This is a genomic window from Mariprofundus sp. EBB-1 (assembly GCF_003665155.1).
Lineage (GTDB): Bacteria > Pseudomonadota > Zetaproteobacteria > Mariprofundales > Mariprofundaceae > Mariprofundus.
The window spans coordinates 21,948-35,426 of the sequence record NZ_RCFQ01000018.1 but is presented as its reverse complement, the minus strand read 5'-3'; the positions used below and the strand labels follow the sequence as shown (position 1 = coordinate 35,426).

Below are 13,479 nucleotides of genomic sequence, written 5' to 3'. Positions count from 1 at the left end.
TATTAAATCGAAATTGAAAAACTGCATCCATGCATTTTAAAACAGCGCAATGCTTGGCATCATATGGTTCGAAAAATACGTACAGGGAGTCGCAGATGTGGAAACAGCTAGCCATTCAATTACAGCCCAGAAGCAGAGGTTTTCATCTGATCACCAATGAAATCATACAACAACTGCCTGAGCTGGCCGATTTTTCTATAGGGTTGATTCATATCTTCATCCAGCACAGCAGTGCCAGCCTGACCATCAATGAAAACGCCGACCCTGATGTACGCAGTGATATGGAGAAGCATTTCAACCATTTCGTTCCGCAAAATCAGCCCTATTACGATCATGTGCTGGAAGGAGCCGATGATATGCCCGCCCATATCAAAGCCAGCACACTCGGTAGCTCAGTTAGCATACCTATCCGCGCAGGCCGTTTAGATCTGGGGACATGGCAAGGTATCTATCTTGGCGAACACAGGGACTATGGTGGCCCAAGAAAATTAGTTATCACCCTGAACGGAGAATAAAGCGATGAACATCGCAGTCTATATTTCTGGCCATGGTTTTGGTCACCTGGCCCAAATGGCTCCCGTGCTAAATCGGCTGCATCGCATCAGACCTGATATTTCATTCCTCCTGCGTTGCGCATTACCTGAACAAGAGATGCGCTCACGCTTACATTTTCCATTTGAACGGGAAGCTTCCCCTGTCGATGTTGGCGTAGTTCAAAAAAATGCCGTTGAAGAAGATCGCCATGCTTCAATCAAGCTAATGCGTGCATGGATTGAGCAGATGGATGCTCAGATTGATAAGGAAATTGCACTGCTGCGTGCTTTTAACCCTGCTTTGATTCTCTCTGATATTTCTCCATTGGCATTCCCTGTGGCAAAAGCGCTGGGCATTCCCGGCATTGGACTGGCAACACTGGACTGGCATAGCATCTACTCCTATTGGCTGGATGCTGATGACCCCATCATCACAACACTGGCAAGCGCATATGCTCAATGTGATCTGCTACTGACGCCCCCCATGGCTATGCATATGCCGGTGTTTGCAACGCAGCAACAGATCCCGCTGATTTTCACACAGGCCAACAGCGTAGCAAACCCTGTTGCGACAGATACACGTAAAAAAGCACTGGTGCTGTTTGGTGGCTGCGGCAACCCTCCTTATCATTTACACGCCCTTCAAGAAATGCATGAGTGGCTGTTTCTAGTCCCTGATATGGAGCAAGACCCCTCCACTAATCTGCCGGGCAATGTTCAGCCTGTTCGATTTGCCTCTGATCTGCGCCCTGTTGATCTGATGCCGCATGTAGATGTGGTACTATGCAAACCCGGTTACGGCATTCTGTCTGAATGCTGGACAACAGAAACGCCCATTGCCTGGGTGGAACGCCCTGATTTTCCTGAGTTCCCCATGCTTAAAGAATGGTTAGACAATGCATTCCCCGCCTGCGGCATGAGCCGTGCTGATTTTCAACAGGGGCACTGGCAAGTCGCACTCGATGCAGCACGCATTCACCCCACCCCTTTTCCTGAGTATGAAGACGGTGCGATTAAAGCCGCCGATATCATCCTCTCTTACGGATCGTAATGCAGGGCAATCACATGTAGCACATAAGCTGTTCAAAAGGCATTCACCGCAACACCCCAGGGTGGCTTCTCTCGCTTCGCGATTCACCTTCAATACGCTAAGTAGTTATTGAGAGGATTCACTCGGGGGCCGGAGGTGCGGCTTTATCCATACCAAATGGAGAGTCAGGTAGCTACTAAAGCCGATTCCTATCTATTGAACTGAAGTTAGTTTTGTTTTTCCTTTGCGTAACTCTGCGTACTTCGCGGTGAAAGGTTCTTCTGAAAGGTTTTTCTTTCCTAAGCGTCTTCACCGCGATATTGCAGGGCTTCAGCAATATGCGTGGAATTCACGGATTCTGAATCAGCCAGATCGGCAATGGTGCGTGCTACCTTGAGAATACGGTGATAACTGCGTGCAGAGAGTGAAAAATGCTGCATAGCCTGATCAAGCATTTTAGCTGATTCCGCATCAGGTCTGGCGTACTGCTCAATTTCAACATTTATCATACGCGCATTCACACGGCCTTCACCTAAGCGATCATATTGGCGTTGGCGAGCTTTCTGAACGCGCTCTGCAATTACACAAGATGCTTCACCCGGCTGCATATTCGCCAACTCTTCGCGCTCTACCGGTGGCACATGCACGCGTAGATCAAACCTATCCAACAAAGGCCCCGAAATACGTCCTGTGTAACGCCGCACTTCAGAAGGTGAACATTTACACGGTTTAGTGGGGTGGCCCAGATACCCACACGGGCAGGGATTCATTGCAGCAACGAGTTGAAAACGAGCCGGGTATTCTGCCGATTCAGCCGCACGCGCAATGCATACACGCCCCTCCTCTAATGGCTGGCGCAGCGTTTCCAGCACCGCACGTTTATGTTCCTACTGGGAAGATCCAATAATGGTGGAATCTTCCAATAATACCCTAAGAGCCTTCCAATATCGCCGTATGAGCTGCTTTTAAACATAAGCGAACCTCTCTGACAATAATATGTAAGATAGCAGGATTTCTTGTTGTATCAATTACAGATAGCTGGACTACCCTCAAAATAATAGACATAAATCAAGTTCCAAAGTTGATTTTATATAATGTTCTGAATGTCCTAAGTTGGCTGCTTTGAAATCTTAGAGGTCTCCGTAATTTGCGAAGCGTGCGGAATTGCTTTCTCGGAATTAACCAAGCGTACCGAAATAGCCTTTAAGAGATTCAAACAATAGAGTGAATCTCGACGATGGAGGAGGCGTGCACAGCTGACACTCTTCTGAGGTGGCCTTACTATGGAACAAGAATCAATACAGCTCTCCAGAACCCCTGTTTATCTCGACAGTAACGTCATTATTGATATGGCTGATGGCCGAGAGGATGAACTGATTGGACTTATCCTCAGAAGCATATATAACGGGCCATACTGTTACCCGTTTTCAGCTGAGCAAATTTCAGAAATCACCCAGCAGGAAAAACCAGAGAGAAATCAACAAAGACTGGTCTTCCTGGCCGATATAAGCAGAAGCTTATACCTTGAAAACAGCCTGAATTATCTCGGGTTCAAGCTGGAAACTACCGTTTCAGTGCATGCAACATTAAATGAGGCTCCCATGGCTCTGGAGGCAGACACTTTGTTTGCGAACATGGTTACTCATGAACAGCAAAGAGAAGCTAGGAATGCATACGGATTATCATCCGAGAACCTAAACAATCTATCAGCTCAGGATGCCATCAAGGCAATTGAAGCGGCTTTGACCACCAAGGATCATGGTGGACTTCCAGGTAATATCCAGCCACCAAGGTCGCTTACTGACTTTTTGAGACACAGTGCTGAAAACATGAGCGAACATTTCCCTGACCTGACGAATCAACCGAGCGAAAATCCTGAACTGATAGCCAAAAATAATGACTATGTGGGGTTGTTCTCGTTGATCGATACCTTCGGCTTCTGGAGTGACCTGAAAAAGACCTATGTGAAAGGATCAAGACTTGCAGATAGTCGGCATGCATTTATTGCATCGTTTTGTGCCAAGGTTGTCTCAAGAGATAAGAGGTTCTTGAAGAAAGCCGAAGCGGCATACTCATACTTTGGCTTAGCTACAGAGACGATGAGCACCGAGGAATTCAAAAGCAGTCTAAAGACTATTCTCTAATCTCCTTCAGAGGTCAGAGACTGAATCGCAATCGACTCAGTAGACAGCTCTGAGGGACCGCTGTGGCCGCATCCAGCCTGTCGCTAAGGGCAACCATCTGCCAACTTCAGACAGGCAAAAAAGTAAAGTGGTGTTTAGTTTGTTATTTTTCACCCAAAAATGGTTTTAGCCTATTATCTACGAAATGACTTGGCCGCCAACCTTGAAATATTTTATCTGAAAACAGCGAATCAAGAACTGATAGCGCTCCTCCTATAACAGGCTCTACATACGTGACACCACTGCCTAAAATATATCTAAGAATTTTCGAATCAGTTCTGTTTATCCAAGCTTCAGAGTTGATGCTGTTCATATATTCCCTAACTATTTTTTCATCGGGATTAACACCTTGAACCCAATCACGAAACTTCTGAGATTTATCCAGGATTACAAGGAACTCATCAAATGACTTCACTCCAGAATTCAAAGCTTCTCGGACGGAAGGAGCGTCATTAATGACAATTTCGTTAAATTCACCCAACTCGTTCTTTTCGATTCCGATTCTTTTTAAAAGCCCCTTATGTCTTAGCTGAATAAGGTCAGATGAAGTGTTAGATGTGTAAAACTCGCCTCCATAGTGAGCTGCTAAAACTGTATCTGTAGATGCCTCTAGAATCACATTTGCAAGATGCGCTGGGGTAAGGTCTTCATGGGATGGATCTTTTGCTTTTAAGTCAACATTCAATGCATCGAAATCGAAATTAGTAATAATTTGAAACGTAGGCTGACTTGAGATGATTTCAAACTGAAAGTCAGCAGGCACTATTACTTTACCAGATAAGCCAGCAACAGCCCTGCGCATTGCCTCATGGACAAAGTTGCTATCAACAATGTCAGAATTTACTGCATTAATAACGCCACCAGCTATAAAGTAGTCATCCGATAGTTTTTTTAATGGCACTCTGCGGCAAAAGCTTTCTGCCAAACGTTTTGATTGCCTTCTATTGTAACCTTCTCGATTAAGAATAAATTCAATTCGTTTCTTTCGGCTCTTTAATGCACCTGCCTCTTGATTGCCTGCAAGCGTCATAGCAACAAACTTGTGGTAATATTTATTACTTATATTTTCTGTGCTCGTAGCTAGACTTTCCTCACAATAAACTGCTGAGACATTCGGCTTAGATAGCAGTCGTAGAAAATGTGGCATTCCAATTTGCCGAACTAGAATCGCTAAAGTTGAATGATCAAGAATAAGGTGAACATTTTGGTAAAAAAGTAATGCTTCTGCTATCTCACCAACTGACAATGGAAGTCCATTATCAGACCTGCGTAAAACAACTTTCTCAAACATAGATTCTTCTAAAACTAAATAGTAATTGAGACTCCATTGCACCACCACTAATGACTAAAGGTTTCTTGCTAATTATAAACAGCACCTAACCATATACGCTTGCGGTATGAATGTCCGAAATTGGCCCAGACCGTGTGAAAACGCTGATCATTAATGGTATAATTATCTCATAACGTTGGTGGGGTATTTTCATGAAGCGTTTCATTGAAGGCGAGAGCCGCAACCAGAGCACATTGTTTCCTGAGCTGCTGGATGATTATGTTGCTGAAGATAATCCGGTTCGTGTGATCGATGCCTTTGTTGATGAACTTGATCTGGGCGAGCTTGGTTTTAGTCGTGTTGAACCACATGCCACAGGCAGGCCGTCTTATCATCCTGCAATCTTGTTGAAGCTATATATCTACGGATACCTGAATCGTATCCAATCAAGTCGTCGCCTTGAACGGGAAAGCCGGCGCAATGTGGAAGTGATGTGGTTGACCGGCCGCCTGATGCCGGACTTCAAAACAATTGCGGACTTCCGCAAAGATAATCGCAAAGCGATCCGCAGCGTCTGCCGTGAGTTTGTGGTGTTATGCAAAAACCTGAACCTGTTTGCTGACGCTGTTGTTGCGATTGATGGAAGCAAGTTTAAAGCGGTCAATGCTCGCGAAAAGAACTTCACCCAGGCAAAGATGAAGCGCCGTTTGAAACAGGTTGAAGAGAGCATTGATCGGTATTTCAAACAACTCGATACTATTGATCGTCAGCAGTCATCTGAACACAAGGATACGGCGACTCAGCTTCAGGATAAAATAGCAAAACTGAAAGAGACGATGCAAGGCTTAAAGAAAATAGAAGCCGAGATGCTGGCACAGCCGGATAAACAGATATCTCAGACTGATCCAGATTCTCGCTCAATGATGACAGGTGGAAAAGGGATCGTTGGCTACAATGTTCAGACAGCCGTTGATACTAAGCATCATCTTATCGTAGCGCATGAAGTCACCAATGAAGGCAATGACAAAAATCAACTGTTCAGTATGGCCAAGAAGGCTCGACTTAGCATAGGAGAAGCGAATCTTGAGGTGCTTGCTGATCGTGGGTATTTCAAAGGAGAAGAGATTCTTGCTTGTGAAGATGCTGGCATTGCAGTCTTTGTTCCTGAGCCACTGACATCAAGCAGCAAGGTACATGGTCGGTTCACGAAGCAAGACTTTCGCTACCTGAATGATAGCAATGAATATTTATGTCCCGCCAACAAGCACTTACAATGGCATTTTTCGACAGTGGAGCAGGGAAAGACTATGCACTGCTACTGGAACAGAGCTGCCTGCAGAGAGTGCCCAATAAGTTCGCAGTGTACCACTGGCCTGGAACGTCGAATCAAACGTTGGGAACATGAAGAAACCCTTGAAGCCATGAAGCTACGGCTTAATCAGAAGCCAGATGCCATGCAGGTACGCAAAGAGACTGTCGAACATCCTTTTGGAACCATCAAGGCATGGATGGGAGCAACACACTTTCTGACCAAAACTATGAAACGTGTCAGCACAGAAATGAGCTTGCATGTGCTGGCCTATAATTTGAAGCGTGTCATGAATATTATGGGCATCGGGGCGTTAATCGAAGCTATCCGGGCATAGGATGGCTTTTGCCATCTGTTTTCACATTCTGCAGTCGAATACAGATCAATATAAGGCACATAAGTCGACCAAGAGCTTCTTCTGTTTGAATCAAAGCCAAAGACGGTCATAAAATGCAGTTACATAATATTGGCGCAACAGATCGCTGTTTGATTTACGTTTTCACACGACCTGGGCCGACGACCGCCCCTGATGATCGGCAGTAGTCGGCCAACTTCGGTCAGTCGGAAATATAATATTATGAAAGCCTGGCCTCTTCACAATTTCATTCAAACTCCATCAGTTGCAAACAGACCATCTACTGTGATAAAGATTGCAAATTGAAAGTAACTTTTTATGCATGATGACTTTCTTTCGAAGCATCTTTGATTACGGCAACTCCACCTCGAATCACGATTAGTGCAATTGCAAAGCCAATCAACAAATCAGGCAAGTGAGAGTTAAACAAATAAACCAGAAAGCCCCCCAAAACAACCCCCACATTGGCTATCACATCATTCTTGGAAAATATCCAACTGGCTCGCATATGAATTTCACCATGCCTGTGTTTGGCGATAAGCAGCAGACACCAAACATTGGCCAATAATGCAAGCAAGCCAAATCCCATCATCCACATGGATTCAGGTTCACTTCCTAACAGGAACCGTCGAGTTACATCAGCCAAAACACCCAAAGCCAGAATAATTTGAAATACTCCGCTAAAATAAGCGGCTCGGTTTTTTATATGTGCAGACTTTCCCACTGCATACAGACCAACCCCATAAACCAGAGCATCTGCCAGCATATCTACTGCATCGGAGATTAAACCAGTGGACTGACCAATAACGCCAAAGGCAAACTCAACACAGAACATCACACCATTGATAGCTAGTAGCAATATCAGTGTGCGACGCTGTTCCTCGTGTTCGATCTCAATATGGCAATTGCAGTTCCCCATTTATCTACACTAAGCTTAGGGTATACATATTATTTCCTGTTGCAGCCACTTTTATGATCTGCTCTAGCATTATGGTGGTGATCAGGACCATGGCAATTCTCCATGTGTTTATTTTGTGATTCCTGCGCTCCTTCTTCCTGTTTCATAAGCATACAACTAGTCAGACTTAATAATACCAAGAAAAATATAACCCTTATCATGATAATTCACCTCTATCTTTAGTAAATAACTCATACAAACACGGCAGCAAAAACAAGGTTAAAATAGTAGAGGAGACTAGACCTCCGACTACCACCGTTGCCAACGGCTTTTGAATCTCTGAACCAATCCCTGTAGCCAATAGCAAAGGAACCAACCCAAGTCCAGCAATCATGGCTGTCATTAACACCGGTCTTAACCGGCTCTCTGCACCATTGCAGATGGCCTCCTTGAGATCGCTACAGTCATCTCGATGCCGATTGATCGCATCCACGAGCACAACACCATTGAGTACCGCTACACCGAACAGGGCAATGAATCCGATGCTGGAAGGTACGGACAGATACTGATCCGAAGCCCATAAAGCTAGGATTCCACCTATCAATGCCATCGGAACATTCAGCATGATCAAAGTGGCCTGTCCCATCGAGTGGAACATGAAATAGAGCAGAATAAAGATCATCAATAAGGACAATGGTACGACAATCATTAGTTTAGCCTGGGCGCGTTGCTGATTTTCGAATTGCCCACCAAAGACCACGGTATAGCCAGGTGGTAGATCAATCTCGTTCTGGATACGCTGATCAAGTTCGGCGACCAATGAGCCCATATCGCGATCTTCGACATTGCTTTGAATCACCACGCGGCGCTGCACATCATCGCGTTTGATCATCGGTAGCCCTTGCTCCACGCCAATCGATGCAACATCTTCCAGACGAACCCAGGCACCTCCTGGCGCTTGTAAGATAAGACTGCCAATAGCCTCAGCACTATCACGAAAATCTTTAGCTAGGCGGACATAGATATTATAACGTTCATTACCGGAAATCACTTGTCCTGCAACAGCTCCGCCAATGGCGTCTGCAACCAGACTCATGACATCATCAACCGGAATACCATAACGATCCAGCTTGGTGCGATCAGGACGAATCACCAATTGCGCTTCACCTTCAATCTGTTCCATCGCCACATCACGCGTACCGTTAACGCTTTTGGTTAATGTTTCGATCTTTTTACCCATCTCAGCCAACACCTTGAGATCAGGCCCGAACAGCTTAATGGCAAGAGCGGCTTTGACACCGGAGATCAACTCATCAACACGCATGGCAATCGGCTGAGTAAAGGCAATTAACAGACCCGGCATCACTTCCATTTTTTCACGCATAAGTTTTTGCAGTGCCTGTCGATCATGAGCACTTGTCCATTCATCTACCGGTTTGAGGCCGACAAAGAGTTCGACATTAGAGACCGGTTCAGGATCACCACCGATTTCAGATCGTCCGACACGGGCAGACACGTAGGTTACCTCAGGAAAGGCTTCAATTAATAAGCGTTCCAGTTTCTCGCCAGTATCTTTGGCATAAGCCAGAGATGAAGACGGAGCCAGAGTCACCCGAATAGCCAACGTTCCTTCCTCCAGTTCAGGCACAAACTCCGTACCTAAAAACGGAACCACCGCAAGTGTAGATATGAATGCTACCGCAGCTCCCGCAACCACTCGTTTGCGTGCGTTGAGAGCCGAATGAAGCAGCCGATGATAAAGCCGAGCAATAGGTGCCAATACTGGGCTATCTTTATGAACCACACCTTTGGTGAATGCAAAGGTTGCCAGTACCGGCATAACAAATAGAGCTACCAACAATGATGCGAACATTGCAAAACAAATGGACAGAGCCATTGGCGTAAACATTTTACCTTCCACACCTTCAAGGGAGAATAACGGCGTAAAGACAAGCAGAATGATTAACACCGCAAAGAGTACAGGTCGTGCAACTTCTTTGGAGGCTTCGGTGATACGCAGCGCGATGCCATGATCACCTGCCTGTGTCTTCTCCAGGTGTTTGAAGATGTTTTCCACCATCACTACCGAGCCATCGACCATCATGCCGATGGCAATCGCCAAACCACCCAAGCTCATTAAATTGGCTGAAATACCATAATGCTGCATCACAGCCAGAGCTGATAACACTGAAATTGGAACCGACAATAGAACCAGTGTTGCGGCTCGTACGTTCATCAGGAATAAAAACAATACAATGATGATCAGTACAAAGGCTTCGAGCAGTGCCTTTTCAACCGTCCACACGGCTTTATTGATCAAGTCTGACTGATCATAAAACGGTTGAATGGTGACCCCTTTAGGCATGGACTTCTGCACAATTTCCAATCGTGACTTCACATCATCAATGGTATTTTTGGTGTTCGCACCAAAGCGTTTAAGCACAATACCCACGACGACTTCACCAAGCTGCTTGATGTCACCATCAGATGTACGTTCAATCATGGTGACAGAGCCCTGACGAATTTCTCCACCAAAAGCCACATTTGCGACATCACGAACACGAATCGAAGTGCCGTTGACGGTCTTAACGGGAATAGCTGCTATTGCAGCCAAGCCATCTTTTCCACCAGGCACCCAGCCCACGCCACGAATTACCAGTTGCTCGTCACCCTGAGGCAGATACCAGCCACCTGCATTGCGATTGTTGGACTCAATGGCCGTCACAACATCGGCGACATGCAGTTTGTAGGAGAGCAGCTTTTCCGCATTGAGTTGCACCTGATATTGGCGTACCTGTCCACCGTAGGAAAGGATGTCGGTCACCCCTTCTACAGGCATCAGCATTAGCTTCACTACCCAGTCGTTCAAGGCGCGCAGTGTCAATGCATCAAAGCCTGCAGTTGGATCGGATTTAATAATATACTGGAATACCTGACCAAGCCCTGACGTATTCGGCCCGACTTTGGGTGTGCCTGCCCAGGCTGGAACCGTTTGACGGGCATCTTGCAGTTTTTGGAATACCAACTGGCGGGCAAAATATATATCCGTGCTTTCTTTGAATACCACGGTAATTACAGAAAGACCCGTCTTGGAAATTGAGCGCACTTCTTCAACATCAGGCAATGAATACATCACCGCTTCAATCGGATAGGTAATCAGTTGCTCGACTTCTTCGGAAGCCAGCCCTTGCGCTTCAGTATTAATCTGCACCTGCACATTGGTCACATCTGGAAATGCATCGAGATTAAGTTTTGGCACCACAAACATGGCATAAGCCATTGAACCAATTAGCAACATAAGAATCAGTAGACGGTTATTGATCGCTGCATCAATTAATTTTGCAAACATAGTACTTACCTCAATGGTTGTGCACTTCAAAGCCAGCCTTAGCCAACTCTGAAGCAAGCACAAATGCGCCTTTCACTACAACGGATTCACCGGGTTTCACACCTTTGAGTATGGATACCATGCCCATACTGGCCTTGCCTGTTTCTACTTCACGGCGTTCAAAATGACCGGCTTCTTCCTCTACGAACACAATCAATTCGCTGCCCTGTCGTTGAACTGCATGTTCTGAAACCAATAGCGACGGTTGCCCTGAGCTGGTGCCTATTTCAGCGCTAACAAACATACCCGGATGTAGTTGATCACGAATATTATGAATATTCAGACGCACACCGGCAGTGCGTGTAATGGCATCAAGTTGATGATGAATATTGATGACAGCACCTTGATAATGCTCTTTTGTACCCTTTGGATTTACCGAGGCAGTTTGTCCGACATGAATCTGGGATAGCTGAGTTTCAGGTATCTTAACTTCTACCCAAACCTGAGATTCATCGACAATCTGCATCAAACGTGTACCTGCAGATAAATGCTGTCCGATACGGAAATCATCTGCGACAACGGTGCCAGCATGTGGTGCCCGTAGTGTGAGTAATCCGTAAACTTCTTGTTTCAATAAACTAGTAATATCAGCTTTGCTCAAACCATAGGAATACAGTGTGGCCCGGGCAGCAGCAAGATTGGCGTGCATGGCCTGATAGGTGCTCTTCACCTGTTGCAAGCGAGCCTGAGACACAATCTTTTGCTGCGCTAGTTTTTTCAAACGTGCCAATTCCTGTTTGCTGCGAGTGTGTTCAGCATGGGTTTTAATATAGTTTGCTTCAGCCTGTGCCAAGGCTGTACTATTTAACGTAACCAGTTTCTGTCCCTTTTTCACCTGATCACCCAAACGTACATGGCGACCATATACCACTGCATCGACTAGGGTAGTAATGTCAGCTAGTGCATAAGCATTAAAAGCCACAGTACCGGGGGCAGTTACAGTTTTCATTTCCGCCTGCATCTGCAGTGCTTCTGTGACAATGCCAGCTTGTTTGATTTGGGCCTGACTTAATTTGATCAAGCCGCCTTCTTCATGGTCGCCATGAGATTGCCCTTCGGAAGCTTGAACGCCATGGTCTCGGCCATGTTCGGCAGCGTTCACCGTAGAGCTTATAAAAACTAGCATTGTAGTTAATATTATTGTGATTTTTTTCATGATTGAGTTCCTTTAATAATATATTCTGGGTGACCGAATACTTCGGCCAGTCGAATACGGGATAACCATCCCTGATGAATAATTTCAAGCGCTGTCATGCGGGCATCGAGCCCTTGTCTGATGTGTACTACCAGCTCTTCCAGGTCCAGTTCTCCTGCATCATAGGCTTTTTGGGCAAGAGAAATGGTATCTTTGGCACGCTGTTGCATATCTGTTTTGATCATACCCGACAGCGAGGCCATGGCATTGGCATGGTTATCCAATGTGCTCTGAACAGCATAACTCAGTTGCTGTTCTGACCACTTTAAACCGGTACTCACCCGCTCTTTCTCTGCCAGGGCAGCACGATAAGCACCCCGGTGGCTATTCAACACAGGCAGTGGCACCGAGATACCCAGCTTGATCAATTGCTCGCCCGCTTCTCGCCCGCTCATTGCACTGAATGTTATATCGGGAATACGTGCGGCACTGGCCAGATCAGCCTGCGCACCGAATTGCATCTGCTTTGCACGCAAGGCCGCAAGATCGGGGCGTGATAGAAGTGCTACCTCGTAGGCATCTGCCGGTGGCTGCCATGCTGTATCCAGAGCAGGTAGTAACAGTTGCGGTATATTTCCCGCTACTTGTGTTTTGCCCAAAGCAGTCAGGTAGCGTTGTTTTGTTTGCGTTAATACCCGTCTGGCAGCAGTGGTAGCATTTAGTGCGGATGCAAAGGCGGATTGTGCAAGGTTAGCATCGAGCTGACTGGATTCGCCCAGAGCTAATTTCTTTTCCACTGCATGGCTGACTTTTTTAAGCATGTCGCTCTGTTGCCTGCGCAGTTCAAATGCTTGACCTGCAAAATAGTGTGCCACATAAGATCTAGCCGCCTCTACCATCAATTGCTGGCGTGTGCTCTCACGGCTCTGGTTGGCTGCATTCAGTGCGGCCTGAGCCGATTGTTCTCTGAAACCTCGTTTGCCGCCCGTTTCAATACCCTGAGAGAGGGTAACATAATAATCATTGGATGTGCCTCCGCTATTGAGGCGACGGCGTTGGGGTTCCAGCGATATTTCCGGGTTATAGGCATACGCGCCCTGTTCTTCGAGGTTGCCTTTATCTATATCTACTTGTTGCTCTGCCATTTGCAGCATGGGATGCTGTTTGGCAGCACTATCCATAGCCTCCTGCAAACTTTGTGCATGGCTATAAAATGGGTGAATGCATAACAGCATTCCAGTTATGAAAAATCGTGTGCGCACAGTTTCCCCCTGTGATTGAAAAAAATTATTAATTGATGGGGATGCTGATTATTTCTGAAATAGACATTTTAATTTCAGCCCATGATCCATAAACAGATCAAGCAGGCGCTTCAGTC

9 protein-coding genes and 1 pseudogene are annotated in these 13,479 nt (G+C 46.0%); 4 read left to right on the top strand and 6 right to left on the bottom strand.

All coding sequences use genetic code 11. The features are described from left to right. The first annotated feature begins 95 nt into the window (after positions 1–95). Positions 96–515, top strand: a complete 420-nt coding sequence (locus tag D8Y20_RS08615) for a secondary thiamine-phosphate synthase enzyme YjbQ (RefSeq protein ID WP_121542763.1) — start codon at positions 96–98, stop codon at positions 513–515. 4 nt (positions 516–519) lie between these two features. Continuing rightward, positions 520–1,584, top strand: a complete 1,065-nt coding sequence (locus D8Y20_RS08610; RefSeq protein ID WP_121542761.1) for a hypothetical protein — start codon at positions 520–522, stop codon at positions 1,582–1,584. A 278-nt stretch (positions 1,585–1,862) separates the two neighbouring features. On the opposite strand, the pseudogene D8Y20_RS14040 reads toward D8Y20_RS08610, so the two are convergent. Next, a pseudogene (locus D8Y20_RS14040) lies at positions 1,863–2,438 on the bottom strand (ATP-binding protein); the annotation flags it as partial. 408 nt (positions 2,439–2,846) lie between these two features. Between D8Y20_RS14040 and D8Y20_RS08600 the strand changes: the two are divergent. Continuing rightward, the gene (locus D8Y20_RS08600) at positions 2,847–3,707 is read left to right on the top strand and encodes a hypothetical protein (protein WP_121542757.1); all 861 of its coding nucleotides are present in this window, start codon (positions 2,847–2,849) and stop codon (positions 3,705–3,707) included. 142 nt (positions 3,708–3,849) lie between these two features. On the opposite strand, the gene D8Y20_RS08595 is transcribed toward D8Y20_RS08600, so the two are convergent. Continuing rightward, positions 3,850–5,037: a hypothetical protein gene (locus tag D8Y20_RS08595; RefSeq protein WP_121542755.1), complete on the bottom strand. Its 1,188-nt coding sequence runs from the start codon at positions 5,035–5,037 to the stop codon at positions 3,850–3,852. A 191-nt stretch (positions 5,038–5,228) separates the two neighbouring features. Here D8Y20_RS08595 and D8Y20_RS08590 point away from each other — a divergent pair, with 191 nt between their 5' ends. Beyond that, on the top strand, positions 5,229–6,662 hold the full coding sequence (locus D8Y20_RS08590) for an IS1182 family transposase (protein WP_121542753.1): 1,434 nt from the start codon (positions 5,229–5,231) through the stop codon (positions 6,660–6,662). Between the two features lie 334 nt (positions 6,663–6,996). Here the strand turns inward: D8Y20_RS08590 and D8Y20_RS08585 are convergent, their stop codons facing one another. From D8Y20_RS08585 to D8Y20_RS08570, 4 genes are all read right to left on the bottom strand, one after another. Then, positions 6,997–7,599: a cation diffusion facilitator family transporter gene (locus D8Y20_RS08585; protein WP_121542751.1), complete on the bottom strand. Its 603-nt coding sequence runs from the start codon at positions 7,597–7,599 to the stop codon at positions 6,997–6,999. Between the two features lie 196 nt (positions 7,600–7,795). Beyond that, positions 7,796–10,927: an efflux RND transporter permease subunit gene (locus tag D8Y20_RS08580; RefSeq protein ID WP_121542749.1), complete on the bottom strand. Its 3,132-nt coding sequence runs from the start codon at positions 10,925–10,927 to the stop codon at positions 7,796–7,798. Positions 10,928–10,937: 10 nt separating this feature from the next. Then, on the bottom strand, positions 10,938–12,092 hold the full coding sequence (locus D8Y20_RS08575; RefSeq protein WP_161957604.1) for an efflux RND transporter periplasmic adaptor subunit: 1,155 nt from the start codon (positions 12,090–12,092) through the stop codon (positions 10,938–10,940). 26 nt (positions 12,093–12,118) lie between these two features. Further along, positions 12,119–13,336, bottom strand: a complete 1,218-nt coding sequence (locus D8Y20_RS08570) for a TolC family protein (RefSeq protein ID WP_121542745.1) — start codon at positions 13,334–13,336, stop codon at positions 12,119–12,121. Positions 13,337–13,479 lie beyond the last annotated feature (143 nt).

Bases quoted from the DNA above. Each gene is read 5' to 3' on its own strand.
- D8Y20_RS08610 (WP_121542761.1), top strand. From the start codon at position 520: ATGAACATCGCAGTCTATATTTCTGGCCATGGTTTTGGTCACCTGGCC.
- D8Y20_RS08585 (WP_121542751.1), bottom strand. From the start codon at position 7,599: ATGGGGAACTGCAATTGCCATATTGAGATCGAACACGAGGAACAGCGT.
- D8Y20_RS08580 (WP_121542749.1), bottom strand. From the start codon at position 10,927: ATGTTTGCAAAATTAATTGATGCAGCGATCAATAACCGTCTACTGATT.
- D8Y20_RS08575 (WP_161957604.1), bottom strand. From the start codon at position 12,092: ATGCTAGTTTTTATAAGCTCTACGGTGAACGCTGCCGAACATGGCCGA.
- D8Y20_RS08615 (WP_121542763.1), top strand. From the start codon at position 96: ATGTGGAAACAGCTAGCCATTCAATTACAGCCCAGAAGCAGAGGTTTT.
- D8Y20_RS08590 (WP_121542753.1), top strand. From the start codon at position 5,229: ATGAAGCGTTTCATTGAAGGCGAGAGCCGCAACCAGAGCACATTGTTT.
- D8Y20_RS08570 (WP_121542745.1), bottom strand. From the start codon at position 13,336: ATGCTGTTATGCATTCACCCATTTTATAGCCATGCACAAAGTTTGCAG.
- D8Y20_RS08600 (WP_121542757.1), top strand. From the start codon at position 2,847: ATGGAACAAGAATCAATACAGCTCTCCAGAACCCCTGTTTATCTCGAC.
- D8Y20_RS08595 (WP_121542755.1), bottom strand. From the start codon at position 5,037: ATGTTTGAGAAAGTTGTTTTACGCAGGTCTGATAATGGACTTCCATTG.